The 24,962-nt window shown below is 53.5% G+C and carries 27 protein-coding genes and 2 pseudogenes; all 29 read right to left on the reverse strand.

Annotated elements, in window-relative coordinates; genetic code table 11:
- Nucleotides 1-5: 5 nt before the first annotated feature.
- Entirely contained in the window at nt 6-788 is a 783-nt protein-coding gene (locus NYE40_RS20345; RefSeq protein WP_339278875.1) for an ABC transporter ATP-binding protein, read from the reverse strand.
- Entirely contained in the window at nt 775-1,596 is an 822-nt protein-coding gene (locus NYE40_RS20350) for an ABC transporter ATP-binding protein (RefSeq protein ID WP_043111224.1), read from the reverse strand. The genes NYE40_RS20345 and NYE40_RS20350 overlap by 14 nt, the downstream gene beginning before the upstream one ends.
- A complete protein-coding gene (gene opp1C, locus NYE40_RS20355; RefSeq protein ID WP_028598749.1) occupies nt 1,596-2,495 on the reverse strand; it encodes a nickel/cobalt ABC transporter permease in 900 nt (299 codons plus the stop codon). The genes NYE40_RS20350 and opp1C overlap by 1 nt, the downstream gene beginning before the upstream one ends.
- A gap of 1 nt (nt 2,496) precedes the next feature.
- Nucleotides 2,497-3,429, reverse strand: a complete 933-nt coding sequence (gene opp1B / locus NYE40_RS20360; protein ID WP_028598748.1) for a nickel/cobalt ABC transporter permease — start codon at nt 3,427-3,429, stop codon at nt 2,497-2,499.
- Nucleotides 3,430-3,441: 12 nt separating this feature from the next.
- Nucleotides 3,442-4,990 (reverse strand): annotated as a pseudogene (gene nikA, locus NYE40_RS20365) (nickel ABC transporter substrate-binding protein).
- A 116-nt stretch (nt 4,991-5,106) separates the two neighbouring features.
- On the reverse strand, nt 5,107-6,474 hold the full coding sequence (locus NYE40_RS20370) for an opine metallophore biosynthesis dehydrogenase (protein WP_052333177.1): 1,368 nt from the start codon (nt 6,472-6,474) through the stop codon (nt 5,107-5,109).
- A complete protein-coding gene (locus NYE40_RS20375; protein ID WP_240479008.1) occupies nt 6,471-7,208 on the reverse strand; it encodes an SAM-dependent methyltransferase in 738 nt (245 codons plus the stop codon). Before NYE40_RS20375 ends, NYE40_RS20370 begins: the two co-directional genes overlap by 4 nt.
- A 17-nt stretch (nt 7,209-7,225) precedes the next feature.
- Nucleotides 7,226-8,107: a group II intron reverse transcriptase/maturase gene (gene ltrA, locus NYE40_RS20380; protein WP_240479007.1), complete on the reverse strand. Its 882-nt coding sequence runs from the start codon at nt 8,105-8,107 to the stop codon at nt 7,226-7,228.
- 443 nt (nt 8,108-8,550) lie between these two features.
- Complete coding sequence (locus NYE40_RS20385) at nt 8,551-8,994, reverse strand: dual specificity protein phosphatase family protein (RefSeq protein ID WP_028598747.1); 444 nt, start codon at nt 8,992-8,994, stop codon at nt 8,551-8,553.
- A 3-nt stretch (nt 8,995-8,997) separates the two neighbouring features.
- On the reverse strand, nt 8,998-9,468 hold the full coding sequence (locus NYE40_RS20390; RefSeq protein WP_028598746.1) for an ArsI/CadI family heavy metal resistance metalloenzyme: 471 nt from the start codon (nt 9,466-9,468) through the stop codon (nt 8,998-9,000).
- Between the two features lie 10 nt (nt 9,469-9,478).
- Entirely contained in the window at nt 9,479-9,904 is a 426-nt protein-coding gene (arsC, locus tag NYE40_RS20395) for an arsenate reductase (thioredoxin) (RefSeq protein ID WP_084137149.1), read from the reverse strand.
- Between the two features lie 30 nt (nt 9,905-9,934).
- Nucleotides 9,935-11,344: an arsenic transporter gene (locus NYE40_RS20400; RefSeq protein ID WP_101808187.1), complete on the reverse strand. Its 1,410-nt coding sequence runs from the start codon at nt 11,342-11,344 to the stop codon at nt 9,935-9,937.
- 15 nt (nt 11,345-11,359) lie between these two features.
- Nucleotides 11,360-11,671, reverse strand: a complete 312-nt coding sequence (locus tag NYE40_RS20405) for a metalloregulator ArsR/SmtB family transcription factor (protein ID WP_028598744.1) — start codon at nt 11,669-11,671, stop codon at nt 11,360-11,362.
- Nucleotides 11,672-11,931: 260 nt separating this feature from the next.
- Nucleotides 11,932-13,572: a mercury(II) reductase gene (gene merA, locus NYE40_RS20410; RefSeq protein ID WP_084137146.1), complete on the reverse strand. Its 1,641-nt coding sequence runs from the start codon at nt 13,570-13,572 to the stop codon at nt 11,932-11,934.
- 3 nt (nt 13,573-13,575) lie between these two features.
- Nucleotides 13,576-13,899 carry a mercury resistance system substrate-binding protein MerP gene (merP, locus tag NYE40_RS20415; protein WP_127464349.1) on the reverse strand — a complete coding sequence of 108 codons (324 nt, stop codon included), beginning with the start codon at nt 13,897-13,899 and terminating at the stop codon, nt 13,576-13,578.
- A 16-nt stretch (nt 13,900-13,915) separates the two neighbouring features.
- Nucleotides 13,916-14,221 carry a mercuric transport protein MerT gene (gene merT / locus NYE40_RS20420; protein ID WP_164820105.1) on the reverse strand — a complete coding sequence of 102 codons (306 nt, stop codon included), beginning with the start codon at nt 14,219-14,221 and terminating at the stop codon, nt 13,916-13,918.
- Between the two features lie 11 nt (nt 14,222-14,232).
- Nucleotides 14,233-14,484, reverse strand: coding sequence for a hypothetical protein (locus tag NYE40_RS20425; RefSeq protein WP_084137143.1), 252 nt, complete (start codon nt 14,482-14,484; stop codon nt 14,233-14,235).
- Nucleotides 14,481-14,906, reverse strand: a complete 426-nt coding sequence (gene merR, locus NYE40_RS20430; protein WP_339278876.1) for an Hg(II)-responsive transcriptional regulator — start codon at nt 14,904-14,906, stop codon at nt 14,481-14,483. Before merR ends, NYE40_RS20425 begins: the two co-directional genes overlap by 4 nt.
- 110 nt (nt 14,907-15,016) lie before the next feature.
- Complete coding sequence (locus NYE40_RS20435; protein ID WP_028598741.1) at nt 15,017-17,128, reverse strand: heavy metal translocating P-type ATPase; 2,112 nt, start codon at nt 17,126-17,128, stop codon at nt 15,017-15,019.
- Nucleotides 17,121-17,489, reverse strand: coding sequence for a metalloregulator ArsR/SmtB family transcription factor (locus tag NYE40_RS20440; RefSeq protein WP_101808261.1), 369 nt, complete (start codon nt 17,487-17,489; stop codon nt 17,121-17,123). The genes NYE40_RS20435 and NYE40_RS20440 overlap by 8 nt, the downstream gene beginning before the upstream one ends.
- Before the next feature lie 191 nt (nt 17,490-17,680).
- Entirely contained in the window at nt 17,681-17,902 is a 222-nt protein-coding gene (locus NYE40_RS20445) for an SHOCT domain-containing protein (protein WP_052333175.1), read from the reverse strand.
- A gap of 96 nt (nt 17,903-17,998) precedes the next feature.
- On the reverse strand, nt 17,999-18,328 hold the full coding sequence (locus NYE40_RS20450) for a four-helix bundle copper-binding protein (protein WP_084137141.1): 330 nt from the start codon (nt 18,326-18,328) through the stop codon (nt 17,999-18,001).
- Nucleotides 18,329-18,473: 145 nt separating this feature from the next.
- A pseudogene (locus NYE40_RS20455) lies at nt 18,474-19,052 on the reverse strand (YdhK family protein); the annotation flags it as partial.
- Nucleotides 19,053-19,448: 396 nt separating this feature from the next.
- Complete coding sequence (locus NYE40_RS20460; protein ID WP_028598738.1) at nt 19,449-20,744, reverse strand: IS110 family transposase; 1,296 nt, start codon at nt 20,742-20,744, stop codon at nt 19,449-19,451.
- A gap of 116 nt (nt 20,745-20,860) precedes the next feature.
- Nucleotides 20,861-21,817, reverse strand: coding sequence for a F510_1955 family glycosylhydrolase (locus NYE40_RS20465; protein ID WP_028598737.1), 957 nt, complete (start codon nt 21,815-21,817; stop codon nt 20,861-20,863).
- A gap of 82 nt (nt 21,818-21,899) precedes the next feature.
- Nucleotides 21,900-22,982 (reverse strand): ATP-binding protein, encoded by a 1,083-nt coding sequence (locus NYE40_RS20470; RefSeq protein ID WP_028598736.1) that lies wholly within the window; start codon nt 22,980-22,982, stop codon nt 21,900-21,902.
- On the reverse strand, nt 22,979-23,671 hold the full coding sequence (locus tag NYE40_RS20475; RefSeq protein ID WP_028598735.1) for a response regulator transcription factor: 693 nt from the start codon (nt 23,669-23,671) through the stop codon (nt 22,979-22,981). Before NYE40_RS20475 ends, NYE40_RS20470 begins: the two co-directional genes overlap by 4 nt.
- A gap of 31 nt (nt 23,672-23,702) precedes the next feature.
- Nucleotides 23,703-24,335 carry a TVP38/TMEM64 family protein gene (locus tag NYE40_RS20480; protein WP_101808188.1) on the reverse strand — a complete coding sequence of 211 codons (633 nt, stop codon included), beginning with the start codon at nt 24,333-24,335 and terminating at the stop codon, nt 23,703-23,705.
- Nucleotides 24,332-24,961 (reverse strand): nitrite reductase, encoded by a 630-nt coding sequence (locus NYE40_RS20485; protein ID WP_028598733.1) that lies wholly within the window; start codon nt 24,959-24,961, stop codon nt 24,332-24,334. Before NYE40_RS20485 ends, NYE40_RS20480 begins: the two co-directional genes overlap by 4 nt.
- Nucleotide 24,962: the final 1 nt, after the last annotated feature.

The raw sequence follows: 24,962 nt of genomic DNA on the forward strand, positions 1-24,962 counted from the left end.
CTTTTTCATCCTTTTCCCTCCTTATCCGCGTTCAAGGCGCCCGTCCCTGTCCCAAGGCCGCTCCGGAACAGAGCCAGAAGCTCCCGCGCGTACGGATGCCGAGCCTCGCCGAGCCGTCCGCGGGCGAGCGTCTCGACGATCCGCCCCTCGTGCAGGATCGCGATGCGGTCGCATAAAAAGGCCGCCGCTTCCAGATCATGCGTAATGAACAGATAGCCGATGCCGTGCATGCCGCGGATCCGCTCCAGCAGCTCCAGCACCTGCGCCTGCACCGAGGCGTCCAGCGAGCTGACCGCCTCGTCGAGCACGATCCAGCGCGCGCCCGTCAGCAGCGCCCGGGCGATGCAGACCCGCTGGGCTTGCCCGCCGGACAGCTCATGCGGATAGCGCTCGAGGTACGAGCCGTCCAGCCCGACCTGCTCCAGCATCTCCTCCAGCCTGCGGTCCGTCTCTGCGCGGCCGAGCCTTTTTCCCCGCAGCGGCTCGAGCAGCGCCTGCCGCACCGTGAAGAACGGATGGATCGAGGAGCGGTAGTCTTGAAAGACGGCGCTCACCGCGCCGCGATGCGCCCGCTCCCGTCCGTCGATCGTCACCTTTCCCTGATCGGGGCGCTCCAGCCCGAGGAGAATCCGTCCGAGCGTCGATTTGCCGCTGCCGCTCGCGCCGATGATGCCGAGGCATTCGCCCTCGGCGCAGCGGAGCGTCACCTCCTCCAGCACGGCCTGCCGCTGGGCCCGCCTGCCCGGACGGGACGAATACGATTTGGCGATGCCTTCAGCAGCCAGCATGGACATCGCCTCCCCAAGCCTGCTCGAAGCGAGCGGTCAGCGAGCGCCTCGCCTCCGTCAGCATGCGCGTGTACGCATGCTGCGGCGCGGACAGCACATCCTGCGCCCGCCCGCTCTCCACCGCGATGCCCTGCCGCAGCACGAGCACGTCGTCGGCGATGCGCTCGACCGCCGCCAGATCGTGCGAGATCAGGATGAGCGAGCAGCCCGCCTGCTCCCGCAGCAGCATCAGCTGCCGCACCGCCTCGTACCGGGAGGCGGCGTCAAGCGCCGTCGTCGGCTCGTCGGCGATGACGAGATCCGGCTGCAGCACGATCGACAGCGCGATCATGAGCCGCTGCAGCATGCCTCCCGACAGCTCATGCGGGAACCGCTCCAGCAGCGACCGCGGCTCCTTCAGCAGCATCGTCTCCATCGCGGCGGCCATCCTTTCGCCTGCCTCCTCGGCGCTCCAGCCGTGATGCGTGCGCAGCACCGCCTCCGTCTGCCGGCCGACCCGCCGCGCGGGGTCGAACGCCCGCATGCCGTGCTGCAGGATCAGGCCGATCCGCCGTCCGCGCAGCCGCCGCAGCTCCCGCTCCGGCAGAGCCGACAGCTCCGTCCCGCGAAAGCGGATGCTGCCGGTCTGCCTCAGGTCGGGCGGATTGAGCCTGGCGATCGCCTTGCAGGAGATCGACTTGCCGCTGCCGCTCTCCCCGACGATGGCCAGACAGCTGCCCTCCCGCACCCGAAAGGAAAGGCCCGGCACGAGCAAACGCCCGCTCGAGCGGCTTGCGATCGCCAGTCCGTCTACTTCCAGCACGTTCATCAGACCGCCTCCTTGCGCAGCATGGCCGCCGCAGCCGCCTCCGGCTCGCCGGGCACGGCTGCCGCCTGCCGTGGTCCGCCGGCCTGCGGATCAAGCGCCGTCTGGAGCGCGTCGGACAGGAAATTCACGGCCGAGACGGTCAGCACGATCATGAAGCCGGGGGCGAGCAGCTGCTCCGGACGGGAGAACATCGCCTGCCTCGCCTCGCTGAGCATCATGCCCCACTCCGCATGCGGCGCCTGGATGCCCAGGCCGAGGAACGAGAGCCCGGACACCTGCAGCAGCGTCGTGCCGAACGATCCGCTCGCGAGCACGGCCAGCTCCGGCAGGCAGGCCGGCAGCAGATGCCGGCGCAGCAGCGTCAGCCGTCCGGCACCGAGCGTGCGGGCGAACAGCACGTAGCCGGCGTCCGCATGCCGCTGGACGGCGGTCCGGGCGACGCGGGCGAACCACGCCCATTTCATCAGGATGAACGCCAGCAGGATGTTCGCCAGACCCGTGCCGAGCACGCCGATCACCGCCAGCGTCATGACATAGCCGGGAAAGGACAGCATGACGTCGCAAAGCCGCATAAGCAGCGCGTCCGTCCGGCCCCGCAGCAGGCCCGCGGCCATGCCGACCGCCGTGCCGAAGCCGGCGGAGGCGAGCACCGCCGCGAGCACGTACAGCACGCTCGGCCGGATGCCGTGCAGCACCCGCGACAGCACGCAGCGTCCGAGCTGATCGTTGCCGAGCGGATAGTCCAGCGACCAGGGCGCATAGCGCAGCGCCATGTCCACCTCGTCCGGCGGATGCGGCGCGATCCACGGCGCCAGCGCGCCTGCGGCCAGGATCGCCGCCAGCACGGCCAGCGAAGCGGCAGCCAGACGGTCCGATAAAAGGCGTTGCAGTCGCTTCATGTCACAGCTCCTTTCTGAGCCGGGGATCGAGCATCGCGCCGACGATGTCCGCGGCGGCGTTGAAGAGGACAAACGCAGACGCCAGCAGCAGCACGAACGCCTGGATGACCGGGTAGTCGCGGCTGAGGATCGCCTTGACGCTCATCGTGCCGAGGCCCGGCCAGGCGAATACGTTCTCCACGACGACCGTGCTGCCGAGCAGGATCGGCACCGCCATCGCGAAGATCGGGACGGTCAGCCGCAGCGACTGGACGAGCATCCGCAGCGTCAGCGTCCGCTCCGGCAGTCCGCATGCCCGGCCGTAAAGGATCGAGTCGTCATGGCGGCCGGCGATCATGGAGCTGCGGATGACGCGGAAATAAACGCCGGCATAACCGGCCGCCAGCACGGCGGCCGGCAGCACGAAGCTGGCCGGCCCGCCGAGGCCGCTCGTCGGCAGCAGGTCCAGCTTGACCGACAGCAGCCAGACAAGCCCCGCCGCCAGCAGGTAGGGCGGCAGCGCCGTCAGGAAAAAGGCGGCCGCCCGCGTTCCTTGGTCGAGCCGCGTGCCCTCGCGCAAGGCGCAAAAGACGCCGAGGCCGATCGACAGCAGCACGATCACGGCGAAGGAAACGGCCGCCAGCTGAAGCGTGTGGAGAAGGGCGGGACAGAGCAGCGCCAGCACCGGCTGGCCCGTGACGTAGGATTGGCCGAAATCGAGCTTCAGCGCGGACAGCAGCCACTCCGCGTAGCGGATCGGCAGCGGACGGTCGAGCCCCAGCTCGGTCCGCTTGGCCGCGATCAGCTCCTCCGTCGCCTGGGGCACGCCCTGCGCGTGCAGCACCGCCACGGCCGGCTCGATCGGGGCAAGCTGGTTCAACAGGAAAGCAAGAAACGAGATCGCCGCCAGCAGCGGAACCGCGGCCAGCGCCCGGCGTGCCGCATATCGAAGCATCGTCGCCTCCTCCTAGCGGAATTTCATCTGCTCGAACGGCAGCTCGAACTGCGTCTGCTTGAAGGCCACGCCGTCGAGGTCGCTCGGCGCGACGACGGTCACGCCGCCGTGACTGATCGGGATGAAGACCGCCTCGTCATGGACCGTCTTCAGGATGTCCCGGTACAGCTGCTTGCGCGCCGCTTCGTCCGTCGTGCGCGCCGCCTCCTCGATCTCGGCATACAGCTCCTCGGCGCGCTCGATGCCGCTCGTCGTATGGCGATAGGAGGACTCTGCCGTGAACGAGGCGATCGTGCTCTGAGGATCGTAGGCCAGTCCCCAGGTCTGGTTGAACAGCAGGTCGTAATCGCCTGACGCGCGGCGGGCCGCCAGCGACGGCGAAGGCTCTCCGACCAGCTCCAGCTTCATCCCGATGGAGGCGCCGGCGCTTTGGATCAGCTCGGCCTCCGTCTTTTGCGACAGCGACGCCGCATCGTACACGAGCTGGAGCGCGAGCGGCTTGCCCGCCTTGGTCCGGATGCCGCCGTCGCCCTGCTTCCAGCCGGCCTCCTCAAGCAGCTCGGCGGCGCGCTTCAGGTCATACGCCCGCTTGGGTAGATCAAGGTCCGCATAAGGGGTATTCGGAGAGAACAGCGCCTCTGCGGGCGTCTCCGTGCCGTGCAGCAGCGTCCCGGCGATCGTGTCGCGGTCGACGGCATGCCAGAGCGCCTCGCGCACCGCCCGCTCGCCGACCGGGCTGTCGGCGCGGCTGCTGTTGGCCGCGATCAGCTTCGTGTTCATCGGCTTGCTGCGCAGCAGCTGGTACTTGCCGGTGTCCACGAGGCTCTGCATCGCCTCGACGTCCAGGCTGTCCGCGCCGCGGTCGTCGGTGAAGAGGAAGTTCACTTCCCCCTTCTGCAGCGCGAGCAGCGTCGTCTCGCCGGTCGGCAGCACCTTGGCCGTAATCCGCTTCACCGCAGGCGCCCCGGCCCAATAGTCCTCGTTGGCCTCGAACACCGCGTACTGGTCCTGCTTCTGCTCGGCCAGGCGGTACGGCCCCGTGCCGTCATGTCCCTGCACGCCGTCCTTCGTCCCGCCATCCTTGAAGTCGTTCGGGGAAAGGAACACGTACGGCCGCGTCATCGACAGCTCCAGCAGCGTCGGCGCGTACGGCTCGGACAGCTCCAGCCGCACCGTATGCTCGTCCAGGACCGTGACCTGCTTGAGCTTGGCCGACAGCTTGATCCAGGCGTGGCGCTCGGCGTTCGCCTGCACCGCGTCGATGTTCTTCTTCACCGCCTCCGCGTTGAAAGGAGCGCCGTCATGGAATGTCACGCCTTGACGCAGATGGAACGTGTAGGCGAGGCCGTCGTCCGACACCTCCCACGATTCCGCGAGCAGCGGCGCGAAGCCGCTCTCCGTCTTTTCGATCAGAGATTCGTAGATCATGCCTTGCGCCGCCATGGAGCCCGGGTAGAGATGCGGGTTCATGTCGTTGATGTCCTTGGCCGTCGCGTACACGATCCCGCGCGCCCGGATCGGCTTTGTCCTCTGAGACTCCGCAGCCCGCTGCGAGCAGCATCAACGCGGCGGCCGGGACGGCCAGCCAACGGGCGATGCGGAATCCGGAATTCGACGTGCTGGTTGTTCTCTTGCTCGTGATAAGATTCATGGTTCCTCCTGGATGGGTGAATGAAATCAGGCTTGTGGAGCGGATGGCGCGCCCGTTCCCGAGGCGGCTGCCGCGGGCAGATCCTGGACGATCAGCTCGAGCTGATCGCGGCCGTCGCAGCCGAGGAGCGCCTCGGACAGCGGCTGCCCCTCCAGCTCCTGCCGGGCCTCGGCCAGCCGCTCGTCGAACAGGGAAAGGAAGCGGTCGACCGTCGGCGTCCGGACGCCGAGCCGGCGGGCGATGCCCTGCAGGATGCGCGTGCGGTAGACGTCCTCCTTGGGCATCCGCGGCAGCTCCCAGCGACCGTCGGCGTCGACGAAGAGGCGCCGGATCGGAACGGCCGAGAAGTCGAAATAGCGTCCCTGGTCGTCGGGCGACGAATAGGGATCAATGAGCAGCGACGCGTAGCGCACGTAGAGCAGATACTGCTGATGCACCGCGTCCAGCTCCGGGAAGCGGTCCAGCTCGAGCCGCGACAAGCTTTCCGGCCGCACCGGATAGCAGTCGTCGGTCATGAATTTCAACAGATTGACGCGGGGCACGGACAACGCCTCGCAAATCGCGCCGATCTCCAGCCAGGCCGCATGCAGGTCGCGGATCAGCGCGGGCGTAATCGGACCTTCCGGAAACAGCTTGTAGACGTAGACGGGCGACTGCGCGCGGCCGAACACGGCATCCAGCGAAAAGGCGTTGAAAAACAGCGGCGGATGGACGTACAGCGAGATGTTGCGCGTCTCCGCCTCGAGCGGCGAAGAGAGCGTCTCGATCCTCACTCCCGCCTCGGCCCAGGCGGCGCAGAGCGCGTCCAGCGCCTCCGTCCGCCCCTGCGTGGAGCCGGCATACACCTTTCGCTTCACGCCGGTCGTAAGCACGGCGGCCGACGGCCCGCCCGCCGACCATCGCGTATCTCCCAAGTAGGTCGAGAAGCTGATGATCTCCGGATCGGCCGCTGCCGAGCCGCCATCGCGCGTCTGCGCCGCACGCAGCCGCTTCAGCAGCTGGCGCACGAGCCCCGCCGAGCCGAACGTCGGGGAGACGAGCACGACCCGGCGCAGCCCGCTCCGCACCTCTGCCGGCAGCTGCTCCAGCACGGAGGCGTACGCATCGGCCGTCACGGCCAGCACGGCCGTGTCCCAGCTCCCTTCGACCGAGCCGATGCCGGCATGAAGCGACTCCAGCGCGCATTCGCCAGCCAGCCGCTCATGCAGCCGGTTCTGGACCTCGGCGCGCAGCCGTCGGTCCTGCCGCTGCGCCGCGGCGAAAAACGGCTCCGACCGCAGCGAGCGCCTGCCGGCCATTCCGACCGGCGCCTGCAGCCGCTGGCGGAACAGCACGGCCAGCTGCACGGCGGCCGGCCCCGTTCCGAGCACGAGCACCCGGCCGAGCGCGCTCATCGTTCGCCTCCCGGCATGCCGCTATCCTTGACATAGAGGGCGATGTCGAAGATCCGGTCGGGCCGCAGCGTGCGGCCCGCCAGCAGCCAGCGGCTGTCCAAGGCCTGGCGCATCGGGTAGTTGAACAGCGACTTGAAGCCGTCGCCGTACCGCATCGCCGCTGTCGCGCGCGGAGAGGTGAGCGGATGCAGCCGCTCCAACAGCTCGTACTTCACCGGAATCGTCGAGCTGAAGATCAGATGCGTCACCTCCTCCAGGCCGCGCTGCTCATGCGCATGCCCATGCTCGATCCGGATCGGCAGCTCCGGGCCGAGCTTGCGCGCCACCTGGCGGCCCAGCTCGACCGCCTCGGCGTCGATGTCCACGCCCAGCACCTCGGCGCCGGTGCGGCGCGCGATCAGCAGCGGAGTCATCGGGAACGAGCCGGAGCCGACCATCAGCACCTTGGACTCGGGCGTCACCGCGAAATGCCCGAACTCCTCCTCGATGCAGGACTCGATGTTGCGGAAATAGGCGGCTGGACTCTCCGCGCCCTCCAGCAGCCGCAGCGCGCGATGCTTCTCCATCTGCGCGACAGCCAGAGCCGAGCGGCTCCGCAGCTCGTCGGCAAGCCGCTCGGCTTCTACCGGCGAGCGCTGCTCGAGCGCCTCCCAGAGCGGTTCGCTGCCCGGCTCCAAAATAAGCTCCGAATAGCGGTCGATCTGCTCCTGCAGGTCGGCGGCATGAGCCCCCAAGCCGTCGTAAGCGGTCGTCAGCCGGAGTTCGTCAGTGTGCGTTCGGCACTCTTTCTGCTCTTACAGAAGATAAGCAGGTCGTCCGCATAGCGGACAAATCGGTGTCCTCTGCTTTCCAACTCCTTGTCCAACTCATTCAGCATGATGTTGCTGAGTATTGGACTTAAGTTTCCCCCTTGAGGGACCCCAACTTCCGTTTCCTCAAACTTGTGATTCACAATGACGCCGGCTTTTAGGTATTTGTGTATGAGTGAGATGACCCGTCCATCCTTGATCGTTCTCGACAATACCTCGATGAGCTTACTTTGGTTCACGGTGTCGAAGTATTTCTCCAAGTCCATGTCCACCACGTACTTGTATCCTTCTTGAATGTTCCTTTGACTTCTTCTAATAGCGTGATGTGCACTTCGTTTGGGGCGAAAACCGAAACTGTTCTCCGAGAATTGTTTCTCGTAGATCGGTGTAAGCGTCTGGGCGATGGCTTGCTGAATCACTCGATCGACTACCGTCGGTATCCCTAGATTTCTTTTCTTTCCGTTCTCTTTCGGGATTTCTACCCTCCGAACGGATTTCGGACGGTACTTCCCGTCCAGGATGGATTGTCTGAGTGCCTCTCCGTTCTCTTTGAGATAGGGTAGAAGTTCATCTACCTCCATCCCATCGATTCCGTGAGAGCCTTTATTCGCTTTGACCCTCTTGAAAGCTTCGTTTAGATTGTCTCTGCGCACAATTCGCTCAAGCAGTCCTTCCTTCGGCAAGTCTGCATTGGTGTTGTCCGTTTCAGTTATCCTTGCAGGGATGTGCACTCCCGCATATCCTTCGTATTCCGTACTATCTTTTTGCGTGGAGCCTTCTCTATGAAGTTGGCTGCCCTTTACCCCTGACTTGGTAACTTTCATTGACCTGCACCTCCTTAGGTTCAGCCCTTCCCGCATGTTGTCGATGGCATGCGGTACTATGGCGTCTGCTGACTTCTCATGGCAATTCTTGTTTCAACCGTGATTTGAAGTGCATCTCCTCACGTCCATGAGACCTCCCACGGTAAGACGATTCACTTTCCTTCCATGCACCCGCATCATTTACATTGGTACGTCCGTGTAGTTAATTGGACTTCGCTTTGTTTAGCAAGCTCATCCCATACCGTATGCCTGATGATGTTCGTGTTCCTCGGGTCGGAATTTTGCCTCCAGCTTCCTTCAGATTCCACCTCACGATGGACACCCTTGCTCTTGGCTAGTGGTTGGCAACTACAAGCCCCCACAGCGGACTTTCACCGCCTAGTTAATCGCCATGCGTGGCGCACCAAAAAGAAAACCACTCGGCTGAGTGGTCTCTTGCTTGCTTATTTACCGGGATATAGTTGGTGCAAACATTCTCTCTGTGATGGCTTAATATCAATGATATTGCGAATGCTCTTTGCCTTGGCCTCGGCTTCGTCAAGCGTATCGCTTAATCCCAAGGCAAGCAAGGTGCCAGCGGCTACCGTACCGGTCCGTCCCTTTCCTCCGCCACAATGAAAAGCAACTTTCTTGTTTTGGTGATAAGCTTCGGTGACGGCCTGGATCGCTTGACCGAAGGCTTTTTCTTGTGGCATAGCGGCATGATCTGCTAACGGAATTTGAATCCATTTCGCACTCGCCGCTGGATAGGCGCATTCCGTCGCTTCGCCGCGTAGATCCACGATCACGTCGATACCTTCATTTTTTACCATCGATTCCACATCAGTTGCCGCGCCCATGAAAATTTTATCCGGAATCAAAGCATGGTAGGTTTTTTCAGACGCCATAGACTATACTCCTTTTTTAAACGATCCAAACTCAATCGGAACCGGGGCCGCTGGCGGCGCGCAGCAAAGGGACAAATCCCTGGCTTCTCCGGCCGATTCGAATTCGGAATCTTCTTTTGTGTAGAAAATCTCCCAAGCGTTGCCGTCCGGATCATACACCCAAACTTTATCCTGCACCGCATAGCAGCATGTGGTATTCATCTCGTCAATCAGCAGCAGTCCGCTTTGACGAAGCCTCTCCCCTATGGCCAGCACTTCTTCCGTATTATTGACTTGGAATCCCAAGTGGTTCAGTACACCCTTTTGTTCGAAGGGGCGCACATTGAGCGAAAAATGCAGCGCCGGTTCTTCTAACTCGAATTTGGCGTAATTATCTTTAATCTTACTCGGTTCGGCCCCAAAAAAAGCGCGATAGAACTCCAGAGACTTGTTCAGCTCCGTACAGTTTAAAGCAACATGCATTCGTTTGATCATCGTCGCCACCTCATTTCCCTTCTTTGACGAATTGTTCAATCCGGCTCTTAATCGAATCGCGAACGGTGCGGAACTGGTTCATGATTTCGTCTTCCGTTCCGGTTGCTTTTGCCGGATCATCAAAACCCCAATGCCATTTCGTTACGTTCTTGTTGGAGATCACAGGGCAATGCTCGTCGGCGTGGCCGCACAGGGTAATAACATAATCGGCGCGATTCAAAATATCCGGATCGATCACATCGGAGGTGTTTTTGCTAATATCTACGCCAGCTTCTTGCATGACCTGCACCGCATGCGGATTCAGTCCGTGTGCTTCAAGACCTGCGCTTTTAACTTCATATTTATCGCTGCCTAGCGCGTTTAAAAACCCGTCCGCGATTTGGCTTCTGCAAGAATTTCCGGTGCACAAAAAATAAACTAACGGTTTTTTCTCCATGGTGAACAATCTCCTTTTGATTTCAATTCGTTAATCGCCTTGATGAACTCTTTTCGCTCTACTTCCCATAAAAAACTTCATGATCATTACAACTACCGCCAAGACGACCACAGTCACCGCAATACATAGCCATACATTCACCTGTAGCGTCTGGAGAACATAAAGCCATACATAAAGACCGGTGAGCGTAATGAACAACGTGGGAATGGTTAGCAGGATACCGACTTTAAAATAATAGCCCCATCTGATTTTCACATTTTTCGTGGATAGGACATGCAGCCAAAGCAGCGTGGCCAGGGAGCCGATTGGCGTAATTTTCGGTCCTAAGTCCGAACCGATCACATTCGCATAGATCAACGCCTCACGAATGAACCCATCGGTTTGCGTGCCTTGGATGGCCAGTGCATCGATCATGACCGTGGGCATGTTGTTCATAATGGACGACAGGATGGCTGCAATAAAGCCCATACCTACGGTAGCCACAAATAAACCTTGGTCTGCGACCGCTTGAATGACGTTGCCTAGTGCATCCGTAAGTCCGGCATTGCGCAAGCCATAAACGACCACATACATGCCGATAGAGAAGATCACGACAGCCCAGGGAGCGCCTTTTACCAGTTTCCAAGTATGAATCGCAGGACTTTTTCTTGCCGCGAACAAAAAGGCAATCGCTGCAACCCCAGCAATAATGGATACAGGGATCGAGAAAAATTCGCTGATAAAATACGCAACGAGCAGCGCGGCTAAAATGACCCAAGATAACTTAAACAGCCACATATCCTTAATGGCTTCCTTCGGCCTTTTCAGTTGCGTGAGATTGTATCGATTCGGGATGCTTTTCCGGAAACACAGATATAGCACTATGAGGCTCGCAATGACGGAAAAGAAATTTGGAACAATCATGCGGCTCGCGTATTCGGCAAAACCGATGTTAAAATAATCCGCAGATACAATATTCACCAAGTTGCTGACGACAAGTGGCAAGGAAGCCGTATCGGCAATGAATCCACTCGCTATAATAAACGGCAGGATCATCTTGTCATCAAACTTAAGCGCCCGAACCATAGCCAGTACAATGGGCGTAATGATCAAGGCCGCGCCATCGTTCGCAAACAGGGCTGCGACCGCCGATCCAAGCAGGATGATAAACACAAACATGAGAATGCCATTTCCACGTGCCAGCCGCGCCATGTGTAACGCCGCCCACTCAAAAAATCCAATTTCATCAAGCACCAATGAGATTAAAATAATGGCCACGAACGCCAAGGTGGCGTTCCACACGATGCCGGTAACGGTACCAACGTCTCCGAAGCTAACCACCCCGAAAAGTAAAGCAAGGATCGCACCAGCACTTGCGGACCAGCCGATATTTAGTCCCTTTGGCTGCCAAATCACAAAGGTTAAGGTAAATAAAAAAATAAGAAATGCAGTAATAGCCATGTAATCCTCCGCTACTCAATCGCAATCATTTTTGATTTGATCGATTTTTTCTTTTAATGATGGAAGGTAGCCCATGATCGCCTGAATATAGGGCTTATCTTCAACATTTAACGAATAATAAATCCATTGTCCTTTACGTGTTTCATTCACTAGCCCCGCCGCCTTTAATTTACGCAAATGCTGGCTGGCGTTAGGTTGTGATGTTTCCAGCAGTTCCACAATGTCACAAACACAAAGGGCGCGATCCTTTAATAAGGCCATCATCGTAAGACGGGTTTTATCCCCAAGCAGTTTAAGATTTTCTGCCATTTCATTGATTTGTTCCATTCCTTACCTCCCCTCAATTGTTATACGATCTCCTTAAGCCGCTTTGAGTAGTCCCGAAAACAATACATAACGGCTCATCAGCCTATTTTAACCCATCAATAAATATATACGGATTTACTTATATAATCAATCGATTATTTGTGAACAGTTTGTAAACCGCTAGAAAAAAGGCTACGTATGCCAAAAAAAGCCCTTGCAGATGCGAAGGCTTCTTTGGTTTAGACAAGGGCTGCGGTCAATGAAAAGGACAATGCGAATATTTATCCAGCACAACAAGACAATTTGGAAACGTCTTTATCGAACGTCAATGCTGCCAGTTTTAATCCTTCCGCCATGGTTAAATACGGCGCAAGGCTATCACGTAAATCCTCAATTGTTAAACCGAATTTCACCGCTAATGTCGCGGCGTAAATGACTTCCCCAGCATTTTCAGCGACAATATGGGCGCCTAATAGTTTTAACGACTTGGAATCAGCAACTAACTTAAAAACGCCTGTCGTTTCGCGATTTACAAGTGCTCTAGGCACTGCATCCAAAGGGAGAACGGAAGTTTTAACTTCATATCCCTTTGCCTTAGCTTGTTCTTCCGTAAGTCCTACCGTAGCAACGGAAGGAGAAGTGAACGTAACGCCAGGAACAGCTTCAAGGTTCACTTTCCGCTCTAACCCGCCAATTGCATTATCTGCCGCGATGCGTCCTTCATAAGCGGCCACGTACACAAACTGCGGCCCCATCGTGACATCACCTGCGGCATAAATCCCTGGGTTTGAGGTTTTCAAAAAATCATCGACAACAATCTCGCCTTTTGAACCTATAATGACGTTCGCAGCGCGAAGGTTGAGGGCTTCCGTATTTGGTTTTCTGCCGGTCGCAATAAGCAGTTGCTCGGCTTCGATGACTTTCGTTTCACCGTTTACTGAAAGATGGACTTGTTTAAAGTTGCCAGTCGCTTCAACGCGTTCATAGGTTACACCGGTAATAACCTGAATCCCTTGCTCAATGACTGCTTTAGTCACCGCCTCGGAGATTTCAGGATCGTACTCTTTAAAGACTCGCGGACTTCTTTGGATTAATGTAACTTCGGTACCTAAATTGTGAAACAGTTGACCTAATTCCATGGCGATATACCCCGAACCAATAACAGCAAGCGTTTTAGGTAATTGTTTAAGGTCAAGTAGTGACGTGCTTGTCAGATAATCAATGTCTGTTAGTCCTGGAATATCAGGAATCGACGGTGAAGCTCCTGTCGCGATTAAAAACCGTTTGGCGGTAAGCTTTCGCCCACTCACCTCGATAGTTTTTTCATCAACGAATTTTGCTTCTCCGCGAATGAGTTCAAATCCGTATTCACCAATTAAATGTTCATACTTTTGTTCACGCATTTCGGCTACAAGTTCATTTTTTTGTTCAACCAATTGAGCCAAATCAACGGCACTAGCGGAAGTATGTAGCCCCAAGAAAGGGTTATTTTTCGCTAAGTGATTGATTTCACCAGCACGAAGCAAGGTTTTCGATGGCACGCAGCCAATGTTTACGCAGGTTCCGCCTACTGTTCCGCGCTCGATAATCGCCACTTTTGCACCATGTTCGACCGCTTGAATTGCAGCAGAAAAAGCGGCCCCACCCGAACCAATGATCAGAAAATCATAGTCCCCCTCATCGCCAAGATTGGGAACATTATGAGATTCGAGAACTTCCGCATCACCGGATTGATATTTTGCCTCGTTGATGGCTTTTTTTGCTGTATCAATCTCCACTTCATCCGGTAATTCAAACGTCGCTTCTTCGCGGCGAAAACTCGCTTCAATATTCGCAGCTCCAATGTGTTCAAGTGCTGTTGCAACGTGTTCTTCACAGCCGTTGCATGTCATACCTTGAACTTTGATCCGGTATTTTTTCATTTTTTATCCTCCCGTTACACCAAATCCATATTGAGTAACCGATGCTTGAATCTGCTTCAAATCGGTTTTCTTATCATCAAAGGCAACCGTTACTTTCCCTTTGCTTCCCATGGGTTCAATGTCTACTTTGCTGACCCCGTCTACCTTTTGAATTAAATCTTGAATGACAGAAGGCGGGCAACATTCCAGTCCCGTCACCGTGAACACCACCGATTGATTAGCAACAGCTGTACTTTGCGCAGCTATCGCTGATTTTTCATTGTTCCCACATGCCGTACCCAATACTAACAGTGATAATAACACCATAATTCCCATTGTTGCTCTCACACAAAACACCTCTTTCTTATAGCATTCCTGTTTCAGCCAACCCTAAATAAAGAAATGCACCTAAAACTAAAATGGTCGTCATCCATAAGGTGATGACCGTACTTTTATTTTTGCGTTTGCGTCCATAAACCAAATAAAACGAAACACCAAGAAATACTAACGTCATGATCATTAAAAACAATTGGTACTGGATTGAAAAAATCGCAAGCGTTCCCGCCAAACCTGATAATCCAAGGGGAATGAGGATTATGGGTCCGAGACAACAGCTGGACATCAGAAAAGCCGATAATATCGCTCCCCAGCTTGTTAGTTTTTCTCTCAATATCATTCACCTCATTTTCGCTCTGGAACCGCGCAGCAGTCGTGTGTTGCATTAGCTTTTTCTTTTTTGTCAGCTCGTTTGAACATCATCCAAAGAGAAATCACAAATATAACGGCAAAAATAACACTAGCGGCGGTCTGATGGACAGCAAAATAAGCACCAAACGTAGTACCGGCAAGCAGAGGAAGAATCAAAACGAGATGACAAGGACACGAAAGCAGAGCTAAAAAGCCCCATCCCCATTTTTTTGTATGTTCTTTCATTTGATTTCCTCCTTTTCCTTTGGATCATCGTCAATCAACGCTTCGATGATTGGGCATTCATGTATCGCTTTTTCATCGGGACAGCGGCCTTTTAGATCTTTTAGCATCGTTTCGATTCGTTGAAGATCTCTTATTTTTAACCGGACATCTTCAAGCTTTTGAACAACGAAATCATTCATATCCGCACATCGCACATCGTCTTTGTCCACGATGCCAAGCAATTTATCAACTTCGGAGAGTGTGAAACCAAGCTCCTGTATGCGTTTAATGAACGTGATTCGGTTTATCGTATCTTCCGGATAAAGCCTGTAACCTGCCTCCGACCTTACAGGTTCGCTAATCAAACCTTTTCGTTCATAATATCGCAGTGTTTCTTTGTTAACGTTACATAGTTTGGCAATGTCTCCAGAACGGTATTTCATCTTTTCTCACCCCGTAATTAAATATAAACCCTGTACCATAGTACAGGGTCAATGATTATTTGTCTTTATGTTAAGTCGTATTGCGTAGACATACGGTGGAGGAAGAGCCATCACTCTTTCTTGGTTCGTAACAAACGTAAGCTATTTAGCGTGACGATCAGTGTTGCTCCCATATCCGCAAAGATAGCAAGCCATAACGTGAGCCATCCCGGCACAATGAGCACCAAAGCGATCAGCTTAATGATCAGCGCAAAAGCAATGTTTTGCTTAATGATTTTCAGCGTGTCACGGCTTAATCGTATCGTAAAGGGCAGCTTCGTTAAATCATCAGCCATAAGCGCAATATCTGCCGTCTCTAATGCCGTATCGGTACCGGCTCCCCCCATGGCAATCCCTACCGTTGCACTGGCCAAAGCCGGGGCGTCATTAACACCATCGCCAATCATCGCAACTTTACCGGTTTCTTTTAATTGCTTGATCGCTTCAAGTTTCTGCTGCGGAAGCAGTTCGGCCTTGACTTCACCTATGCCCACTTGCTTGCCAATCGCTTCGGCCGTCGCCCGGTTATCGCCGGTGAGCATGATCGTTTTTCGAATGCCTAACGCATGGAGCTTTTGGATCACATCACGACTGCTGTCGCGAACTTCATCGGCAACGGCGATTAAAGCTAGGGGTTTGGTTTCTGTGCCAAGCACCATAACCGTTTTCCCTTGTTTTTGTAAGCGCTGGGTTTCCTTAACCATCCGCTCGTTCATTTTAGACAACTCATCAAACAGCCGCGGACTTCCAATATAGTAGGTCGTGCCCTGAATGACAGCTTTAGCACCCTTTCCTGTGATGGAAGTAAAGTCTTGAGTCTCCCACTCGGTTAAGTCTAAGCCTTCATCATCAGCTTTCCGCACGATAGCCGAAGCTAATGGATGTTGGGACCATTTTTCAATCGCCGCCGCGATACCAAGTGATGATTTTTCGTCCTCGCCTTCGAAAGTAACCATATCGGTGACCACCGGAACACCCTTTGTTAACGTCCCGGTTTTATCAAAAGCAATGACCGATAGATGGCCGGTTTCCTCTAAGTGAATCCCGCCTTTAATGAGTACGCCATTTCTCGCAGCGTTACCGATGGCCGTTACAATGGACACTGGCGTGGAAATGACCAGCGCGCAAGGACAGCCCACGACCAGCAGGGCGAGTCCCCGGTAAATCCAATCTCCCCAGGCTGCGCCAAACAATAAGGGAGGAACCACCGCAATACCTAAAGCCAGGACAAGGATCGCCGGTGTGTAATATTGCGCAAACCGGTCTACAAACGCTTGGGAAGGTGCCTTTTCCGCTTGCGCTTCTTCCACAAGATGAATGATTTTGGCAATCGTCGTATCCTCTACCCGTTTGGTGATTTCAACTTCCAATAAGCCTTCTTCGTTTAACGTTCCGGCAAATACATCGTCACCCTCTGTTTTTTCCACTGGAACGGATTCGCCGGTAATGGCCGCTTGATTGACGGCCGAACGTCCTTTAATCACTTTGCCGTCCATGGCAATTTTTTGTCCGGGTTTCACGATCATGATGTCACCAATGGCAATATCATCGACGTTGATCTGGAGCTCCTGTCCGCCACGCCGAATCGTCGCTTCCTTGGGGGCCACATTCATGAGCGAACGAATGGAATGCCGCGCTTTTTCCATGGAGAAACTTTCGAGGGCTTCACTAATCGCAAACAGAAAGACGACGGTCGCCCCTTCCATCCACTGCCCGATGGCAGCAGCTCCAATAATCGCGATGGTCATAAGCGTATTCATGTTGAAGTTAAAACGTACCAAGCTTCGAATGCCCTTGATAAACAGCTCATAACCACCAATCAGGATCGCCAAAGCAAATAACATGAATGATGCCGGATGTTCTTCACCAACGAACCAACCCGAAATGAGGAAAATAGCCGATAACGCCGTTGTGATCGTCGATCTCCGTTTCCAGAACGGCTCTTTTTCAATGGATCGCTGCTCTTTTTCCGGATACACCTTTAAACCTTCAAATGCACCGGCCTTCTCCAGCTCCTGAACGCTGGCCTCACCGTAGACCGAAATTTTAGAGGCGCCAAAATTCACCTGCGCATCCTCGACCTCGGGGAGTGCCTTAACATTTTGCTCAAATTTCGCGGCGCAGTTCGTACAAGTAAAGCCTTGGACTCGATATACACTTTTTTTGCTTGCAACATCAGACATGGACTTTATCCTCCTTCCCATGCTCAAAGGCCAACAAAACAAATTGCTTCACATGTTCATCATCCAGCGAATAAAAGACCAATTTTCCCTCTTTCCGGTACTTGGCCAAGCCCATGTTGCGGAGCAAGCGCAGGTGATGGGATACATTAGCAATAGTCGTTCCAATGATATTAGCCACGTCACAAACGCACAATTCCTCTTCTTGGCATAATGCCAGGGCAATCTTGACTCGCGTTTCATCGGCCAGTGCCTTGAAGATTTTTGCCATACGCTGTGTGTCGCTAGTCTCCAAACTTTGCTTTACCCGATTCACCTTGTATTCGTCGTAACAAAAAATTTCACACACGTCTTGTGCCATTATCATCACCACTCATTCAAATGTTTGTTTGATTATTTTAATATAAACTATTAAAACAATCAAACAAATATTTAAATACAGGTTACGTAGGTACCAGTAGTTTATCCAAGTCAGTTGAATTTCCGATCAATAACCGCGCCAAGGATAAATGTCCTATTTAAGCAGATAAGCCGCCCAATGGCTGGGCGGCTCGATTATTTCCTTAAAAATGTTTTTTTATGTTCGAACTCTTCATCATTTATTTCCCCGTTTACATAACGCTCTTTTAAGGTCATCAGAGGACGATCTTCAACTCTGCTTTTTCTCATTAGGGATCGGATAACCGCGTAAATCACCACGATCAAAAGCAGAAAACCGATCCCCATCATGACACACATCATAAACATCATGGAACCATCCATCATCGATCCGTCCATCACTATAATTGACCTCCCCTGCTACTTTATTCTCAACTCATTTAAAAACCCCCTAATGCTCTAGGGGGTTGACGAAATAATTGACTGCGCCAATCATTAAGCGGCCATCGCCCGGCAAGCTTTCGCACAGGAAAAGCACGCTTCGGCACAACGCTGACAGTGCTCGTGTTCATGCTTTTTGCACTCATTCCCACAAGCTTCACAAACCTCGGCACAGATCCGGCAGATCTCTTTCGCGTAGGAGCTGTTCATCGACATCGCTTGCGCGGCGAAGGCACAAATGTCGGCACATTCCCGGTCCAAACGAATACATTCTTTCATCACTGCGACATGATCTTCTTTTAAACAAGCATCATAACAGTGATTGCACGCTTGCATACAACGGATACATTCCTCAATGCAGGATTGAAATTGTTCGTGTGACATGGGTGGTTAGCCTCCTTTTGTTTCTTCTATTGTTTTTTACCCCTTACGGGAGAAAAACCGTCAATTAATGTTTCATGCCCGGCATGTTGCTCATATCATGGCCACCACTGTTACCGGTATTTGGCTGTGACCCCGATCCCGCCGGTGAAAGTTCACTGTCGGTTACCCATTTATGATTTTTCACCGGTTCTCCACCTGTGGTCGGCGTGTAATCGACCATATAAACCGTCGTATGCTCCGCTGAATCAATGGTAGCTGTCGCACCTTTCATCCCTGGCATGTGATCAGCCTCCAAGGTAACCTGTGCCCCCGGTTTCAACGCTTCCGCACCGGGATTTTTCAATTCTTCATGAATTACCCATTTATGATTCTTCACCGGCTCCCCACCGTTTGTTGGAGTGTAGGATACCGCATAGGCTGTCGTATCATAAGCTCCGACAATCGTTGCTGTAGCACCTTTCATCCCTGGCATGTGGTCCGTTTGCATGATGACTTGACTTCCGACTTTAAATTTTGGATTCTGGGCTTCTTTTAATCCAGCAGGCACTTCGCCTGAGCTGGAATGATTCATACCGGAATGATCGCTTTGCTGCCCGTTATTGCTGTTCGTAGGAGCCGGGGGCGTTGTATTCGGCGGTGTACTCGGATTCGCTGTATTATTGCCACATGCAGTTAATACGGCAATCATAACAGCGGCAATGATCATAACTAGTTTTCTTTTCATGTCAAAACCTCCCACTATAATTTAATGTTTTCTCGCTTTTTCTCACGCATTCTTAGATTTTCAACCATCGACTCTCTCAAGAGATGGAGAAGTCATGTAGACGTGGAATAATTTTCTGAAGTAGTCGGTGACGGGAATAGAGATTGGAACACATTTCCCAATCTATGGGCGATTCATATGACCGCACCTTGGATGTCCACTCTTGCTCCTCGACGACTTACCCTCCCATGTCACGCTGGGTCTATGCCCTTACATTCCTTCGTTCTATCTCTCGAGGTGTGGATGCCGTTTCTTGCTCCTTTACTGGGTCGTTGCCCTTACGGAATTAGATCCTACGGCTGCTCCGTGCTTCAGTTGTCGTTGGTTGATTTCAAGTTCGGGTGAGGATGGTTTGAATTAAGCTGCTACCTGTAACTGAGCCTGACGTACCGGCCCTAGAACGTCGCTTGCTTGGTACGTAATACGTTTGGTGCCTAGCGTGTACAAGACTCGAATCAGCTTACCGCAGAGTGCTACAAGGGATTGTTTCTTCTTCAGCGGGTTCTGACTTCGTGTCGTGAAATAGTGGTGCATCGCCTTAAACTCGGTGTTCTTGGCGACCATCGGCATCACCGCCCGGAACAGTAACGCCCGGAGCCTGGATCTGCCGCGCTTTGTAATCGTTGATTTTCCTTTTTTCTTTCCTGAGCTGTTTTCTTTCAGGTTAAACCCTGCGAGTCGGATAATCTGTTGACCGTGGTCGTAGCCGCTGAGATCTCCGACTTCTGCTAGGAAGCCGGCGAGCGTCACGACGGCAACGCCAGGGATAGTCAGCATTTCTTTTGTTCCTGGAATTTGAGCGAGCAGTCGCTCGACTTCCGTCATGATATCTTCAAGCTGTTTGGCGAACATCTCGTACTGCTCCAATAGCGTTCGCAGCTCGATTTTCGCCGCTGACAGGCCTTGCGTCAGCCCGATGGAGGTCCTCGCAGTTTCAATTAATTGAGTTGCTCGCTTAGGACCGACAGCGCGCTTCACGTCTTCCTTCCAGCGACGCACGATTGCGCTGGCACCTAGTGCCACAATTTCGCTCGGTGTGGGGAATTCACTCAGCGTAATCAGCGAAGCCTTGCCTTCCCAGTCCTTAAACACCTGACCGTACTCCGGAAAGAAGCGGTCTAACCAGTTCTGTACCCGGCGCTGGACCTGGCCAAAGTTCACCATGACCTTCTCCCGAAGATTCATCAGGATCCGAAGGTCTGCGTAGACGCCCACCGGCAATTTCGGTTCGCTGTACTTTCCGCTTCTCACAAGATCGGCGATGACTTTAGCATCTTTGTAATCGTTCTTCGTTGGAGAGTTGTCTTCTAGTTCTTTACTTTTGCTCACGTGATGCGGATTAACAACGACGACCTTTACATTCTCCCGTTGCAGAAATTCAGCCAATGGAAACCAATAGTGTCCGGTTGGCTCAATCCCCAAGACGATTTCTGCCTTGTGATGACGCTGCTGGAGCTCTTTCATCCACCGTACGAGCTTCGATAACCCTTGGTGGTCATTGCCAAATACACAGTCTTTGCCGAGTTCGATTCCGCGGAAATCGACGGCTCTTGCAACGTGCCTTTGCTTGGCAATGTCGGCTCCGACAACAAGAGTTGTATCGGTAATTTGTAGAATGCGTTGATTCTGCTTCCTGGCGTGTTTATACTTCATTGTAGAGTGCCTCCTGTGCTGGGATTTGTTCTTTGGTCGGAACGTTCCCCAGTATACAGAAGGTGCTTTTTTCATTCAAACCTCGAATTCATTCATTACAGGAATGGCTCCTGTTATCAATTGATAGCTTGTCCTTGGTTGGCAATTTTATTCCAATCAGTCCCATAATCAGTGGACACATAAACATCTTTTTTTTCGGTGGCCAAGGCGAGCTCTTTCGGATTCGCCGGACTTCCCGTTAGGTACGATATCCCGTCACCGTTTTGCACCGGCGTTTTAATGGCGGTCGGTTGTTTCGTTTGCAGATTAATGCTGACCAGTTCAGATTTTCCGGTACCGATCAGCAGTTCCCCTTGATCCGTAAAAGCTAACGCGGAAACCGGCTGGTCCGTATAAAGAGCAGCAAACGTTTGCCCGTTATCGTTGGAAAGATACGCCCCCGAAGTGGTGCCGATCGCCACAATCGCATCCTGTGTCGGATGCACCGCGAGCGCCGTAATCTGTCCGGAAATACCGGACATAGAGCTGCTTATCCAGGTATTGCCCTCATCTCGGCTGTAAAACAAACCCGCAGCCTTCATTTTCGAATTCGGTTCGGGATTGATCACATACAGGGTATGTGTCCGATAACTCACGCTCATGCCATGAAGGTCAACTTCGCCCTCCAAAGCCAAAACAGTAATCGCTTTTCCTTCATCGGTACTTTTAATCAGACCCATGGGATTTTTGTAACTAGAACCGACTGCGGGATGACCGCTGCTGTAAAAGCCGTTATCGGTCATGGAGAAGCCCATATAATCATGCTTCTCCCCTGGGGCGTCACTCCACTTGCCATCAGCGTAGACTTTTATCCCGTTATGTGCAGGGATGAAAAGACGTTTGCCGTCGCTGGAGTAGCCAAGACCATGAATGTGCGTGAAAGCAGCGCTTCCCGTATCATGGGAGCCGTGCGGATCGTCGCCCGTTTTCTTGGAACATGCTGTGAATACTGCGGTAATGGCAACTGCCATCACGAGTGTGATGATCTTTTTCAGGAAAACGTCCCCCCTAAAACTGATTTTCTCTATATTCATCGTCGCAAATCAGACGATTTGCAGGATAGTATAAGTTTACCCATCACTTGTGAAGATCCTGTGTAGATGAGCAGATGTTGGTTTAAAATAAACGGTTTTCTTTCGGAAGTCGGATCATAAACGTGGTGCCATGCGTACTTTCTGCCCACACCTGCCCGCCATGAGCGGTGACGAGCTTTTTGACGATGGTTAACCCCAAACCGCTGCCGCCGGTTTTCCGATTACGTGATTTGTCCCCCCGGTAAAATCGCTCAAAGATATACGGTAGATCCTCTTGCCCAATACCGCTGCCCGAATCCTGCACGCGAATCAGTACGTCTTGTTCTTCCTCGGCAGCCTCAATCTGCACCTGTCCATGTTCCGGCGTGAATTTTAGAGCATTGCTAAGCAGATTCACGAAAATTTGGATCATACGATTCCGGTCCGCAAAAATTTGAATATTCGGGCTACAGCGAAACGAAAGCCCCACGTTTTTTTCCAGATAAGCCGCAGCCACGAGATCCACCCCTTGGGCAAGTATCGCATCGAGAGGTTCTCGCTTTCGTTCCAATTGAAAAGCCGGTGAATCCATATGCGTTAAGTCTTCCAGTTCAGCTACCATTTGCGTGAGCCGTTCAATTTCTTCGAAACACGCATGGATACGCTCCGGGGTTGGTTCCCAAACCCCATCTTCAAATGCTCGCATATGGCTTTTCAGCGTGGCCAGCGGCGTGCGAAGTTCGTGCGCAATGTCTTCGGTCATGGTGATCCGAAGCTGCTCTTGTTTATGCAACTGCGCGGCCAGTTCGTTCAGCGAAGTGCCAAGCTCTGCAAGTTCGTCATTGCCGCCGATCATAACCCGCGTATCGAGCTGCCCGTCCGACATCCGTTCGGCAGCCTGTTTCATGTCCACAAGCGGCCGGGAAATCCGTTTTGCGATATAAAAACCGATCAGAACCGCAAGAATGATCGAACCGGCGAACGTCAACATAATCGATTGGAAAAGCGCCTGCTCCAAGTGATAATCGAGTTGCGACACATCATGGTTCATGCCTGCCGCTTGGTCATGGAACATGGAAATATGGTAATGCGTGGCCAGTATCACGCTTAAGGTCGAAATGAGCAGGATGCACGTCGCGGTACCGATAATGATGAAAGCCAGGCGTGTGTGCAGTCGCTTGTTCATGTCGTGCCCCCTGCAAACCGGTAACCTAGGCCGTATACAGTCACAATATACTGCGGATTCTTCGGGTCCGGTTCAATTTTGTGGCGTAAGTTTTTTACGTGCTGATCGATGGTCCGCATATCGCCATCAAAGGCGTAGCCGAGTACCTTATCGACCAATTCCTCACGCGTAAAATGCCGCTGTGGATATTTGGCCAAGGCAAGCAGCAGCTTATATTCATTCGGTGTTAAATTGACCGGTTCTCCATGGCAGAACACCGTATGTTTCAGCGAATCAATGTCGAGATGGCCATCGTTAAAGGATAACCGGTCGGCAAGCAAATGACCGTCATCCGTTCGGCGCAAGATCGCCCGGACCCGGGCCACGACCTCACGCGGATCAAACGGTTTGGTCAAATAATCGTCCGCCCCCATGGACAACCCTTTGATTCGATTGTTTTCAGATACCTTTGCAGTAAGCATCAGAATGGGTACCGAATTCATCTTCCGTATCGTTTGGCATACCTGCTCCCCATCCATATCCGGAAGCATCAGATCGAGTATCACGAGATCGACGGACTCCCTTTGCAGCGCCTGCAAAGCTTCACTCCCTGTCGCGGCTTCCACCGCCTGAAAACCTTCTTTTTTCAGATAGGAAACCACGACATCCCGAATTTTTCCTTCATCATCCACCACCAAAATCGTCTTCATCAGGTCCTCCTAAACAAAAATGATTTACGGCTCACCCCGCGTTGCTGCTTTCCCGCTTTCTCAGCCACCAATACACAACAAACACCACCAGCAGAAAGACAGCGTAGATCAATAATGTCCACAATACATTGCCGAGATCGGAAAGCAGTTGATCGCCAATAACGGCAAATACAAACATCACCGGTATTTTCCCGATCAACGTAGCGGCCATAAAGGTGCCAAACCGCATTCGACTGATGGCTGTATAGATATTGACGAAAGCAGCAGGCACAAACGGAATCAGTCGGGCGAGTAACACTGCAAAAAACGCATTGCGCTCCATTAAGGCTGTAAATTGGTCCACTCGTTTGAATTTGGCCAAGAGCCTCATTCCCTGCTCCTGAAAAACGACCCTCACCAACAAAAATAGCAGACCAGCAGCAAGGGTAGAGCTGAGGATATTGAATACCCCACCTAAAAAGGGGCCATATTTGGCCCCTATGATTCCGGCAACCACGCCATATGGAACAACAGGAATAAGGGCGAGTAACACGGCTGCGCCAAACAGCAGCATGAGATGATTGGCGCTATCATCATCCAACCACCGAAGGATCGGATCTTTGTTTAGGATGATGACGATGACCCCGATCACGTAGCCGAGAAATAAAAGCCGTTTCTTCATCATCCGTTGCCGCACGCCGTCATATGTTGAAGTTCCGCTATCGTCAGGCGTTCAACGAATCTCGAGAATTTTTCTTTCTTTTTCCCTAACTCTTGAAAAATCGCAATTAGACGTGTAACGAGGGGGATAATCCGATCCTCCGGAATGCCTGAAGCGTATAACTGGCCGAGACGGGCTTTGATGCCCTTGGCTTCGCCGCCGACATAGATATCGTACACGTCATTCATCTTCACGACCGCGATGTCTTTGAGCAAAGGCTCGCTGGTGCCGAGTGCACATCCGGCATACCCGATTTTTAAAGGACTTGGGACTTCTTGGCCGACAATGGCCTGATCAAGCTGTACCGCCACGTTAAGACCGGCATCGTCGGCTCCCCTGCAAAAATTGCAGGTGATCAAATTTTTCGTATAAAATCCTGCAGGTTGGATGTCTAAACCGGCTTCTTTCAATTGGACTTGTACAGTATCGATCCGGTCGTCCTGCATCTCCACATAGAGCTGTTTAAAAGTGGTCAGTTCGATCTTGGCATCGTCTCCCACAATGGAACCCAGTATAGCCAGTTGCTCCGGCTTAAAGAGAGAACCGCCTTCCTGGAACCCCGGCGACACCGCAAATTTCTTGTAAGCCAAT

It is taken from the genome of Paenibacillus sp. FSL W8-1187 (assembly GCF_037965485.1).
GTDB classification, from domain to species: domain Bacteria; phylum Bacillota; class Bacilli; order Paenibacillales; family Paenibacillaceae; genus Paenibacillus_O; species Paenibacillus_O pasadenensis.

Coding starts and splice junctions, on each gene's coding strand:
- NYE40_RS20345 (WP_339278875.1), bottom strand. CDS start 788: ATGCTGGCTGCTGAAGGCATCGCCAAATCGTATTCGTCCCGTCCGGGC.
- NYE40_RS20350 (WP_043111224.1), bottom strand. CDS start 1,596: ATGAACGTGCTGGAAGTAGACGGACTGGCGATCGCAAGCCGCTCGAGC.
- opp1C (WP_028598749.1), bottom strand. CDS start 2,495: ATGAAGCGACTGCAACGCCTTTTATCGGACCGTCTGGCTGCCGCTTCG.
- opp1B (WP_028598748.1), bottom strand. CDS start 3,429: ATGCTTCGATATGCGGCACGCCGGGCGCTGGCCGCGGTTCCGCTGCTG.
- NYE40_RS20370 (WP_052333177.1), bottom strand. CDS start 6,474: ATGAGCGCGCTCGGCCGGGTGCTCGTGCTCGGAACGGGGCCGGCCGCC.
- ltrA (WP_240479007.1), bottom strand. CDS start 8,107: ATGAAAGTTACCAAGTCAGGGGTAAAGGGCAGCCAACTTCATAGAGAA.
- NYE40_RS20385 (WP_028598747.1), bottom strand. CDS start 8,994: ATGGCGTCTGAAAAAACCTACCATGCTTTGATTCCGGATAAAATTTTC.
- NYE40_RS20390 (WP_028598746.1), bottom strand. CDS start 9,468: ATGATCAAACGAATGCATGTTGCTTTAAACTGTACGGAGCTGAACAAG.
- arsC (WP_084137149.1), bottom strand. CDS start 9,904: ATGGAGAAAAAACCGTTAGTTTATTTTTTGTGCACCGGAAATTCTTGC.
- NYE40_RS20400 (WP_101808187.1), bottom strand. CDS start 11,344: ATGGCTATTACTGCATTTCTTATTTTTTTATTTACCTTAACCTTTGTG.
- NYE40_RS20405 (WP_028598744.1), bottom strand. CDS start 11,671: ATGGAACAAATCAATGAAATGGCAGAAAATCTTAAACTGCTTGGGGAT.
- merA (WP_084137146.1), bottom strand. CDS start 13,572: ATGAAAAAATACCGGATCAAAGTTCAAGGTATGACATGCAACGGCTGT.
- NYE40_RS20425 (WP_084137143.1), bottom strand. CDS start 14,484: ATGAAAGAACATACAAAAAAATGGGGATGGGGCTTTTTAGCTCTGCTT.
- merR (WP_339278876.1), bottom strand. CDS start 14,906: ATGAAATACCGTTCTGGAGACATTGCCAAACTATGTAACGTTAACAAA.
- NYE40_RS20435 (WP_028598741.1), bottom strand. CDS start 17,128: ATGTCTGATGTTGCAAGCAAAAAAAGTGTATATCGAGTCCAAGGCTTT.
- NYE40_RS20445 (WP_052333175.1), bottom strand. CDS start 17,902: ATGGACGGATCGATGATGGATGGTTCCATGATGTTTATGATGTGTGTC.
- NYE40_RS20450 (WP_084137141.1), bottom strand. CDS start 18,328: ATGTCACACGAACAATTTCAATCCTGCATTGAGGAATGTATCCGTTGT.
- NYE40_RS20460 (WP_028598738.1), bottom strand. CDS start 20,744: ATGAAGTATAAACACGCCAGGAAGCAGAATCAACGCATTCTACAAATT.
- NYE40_RS20465 (WP_028598737.1), bottom strand. CDS start 21,817: ATGAATATAGAGAAAATCAGTTTTAGGGGGGACGTTTTCCTGAAAAAG.
- NYE40_RS20470 (WP_028598736.1), bottom strand. CDS start 22,982: ATGAACAAGCGACTGCACACACGCCTGGCTTTCATCATTATCGGTACC.
- NYE40_RS20475 (WP_028598735.1), bottom strand. CDS start 23,671: ATGAAGACGATTTTGGTGGTGGATGATGAAGGAAAAATTCGGGATGTC.
- NYE40_RS20480 (WP_101808188.1), bottom strand. CDS start 24,335: ATGATGAAGAAACGGCTTTTATTTCTCGGCTACGTGATCGGGGTCATC.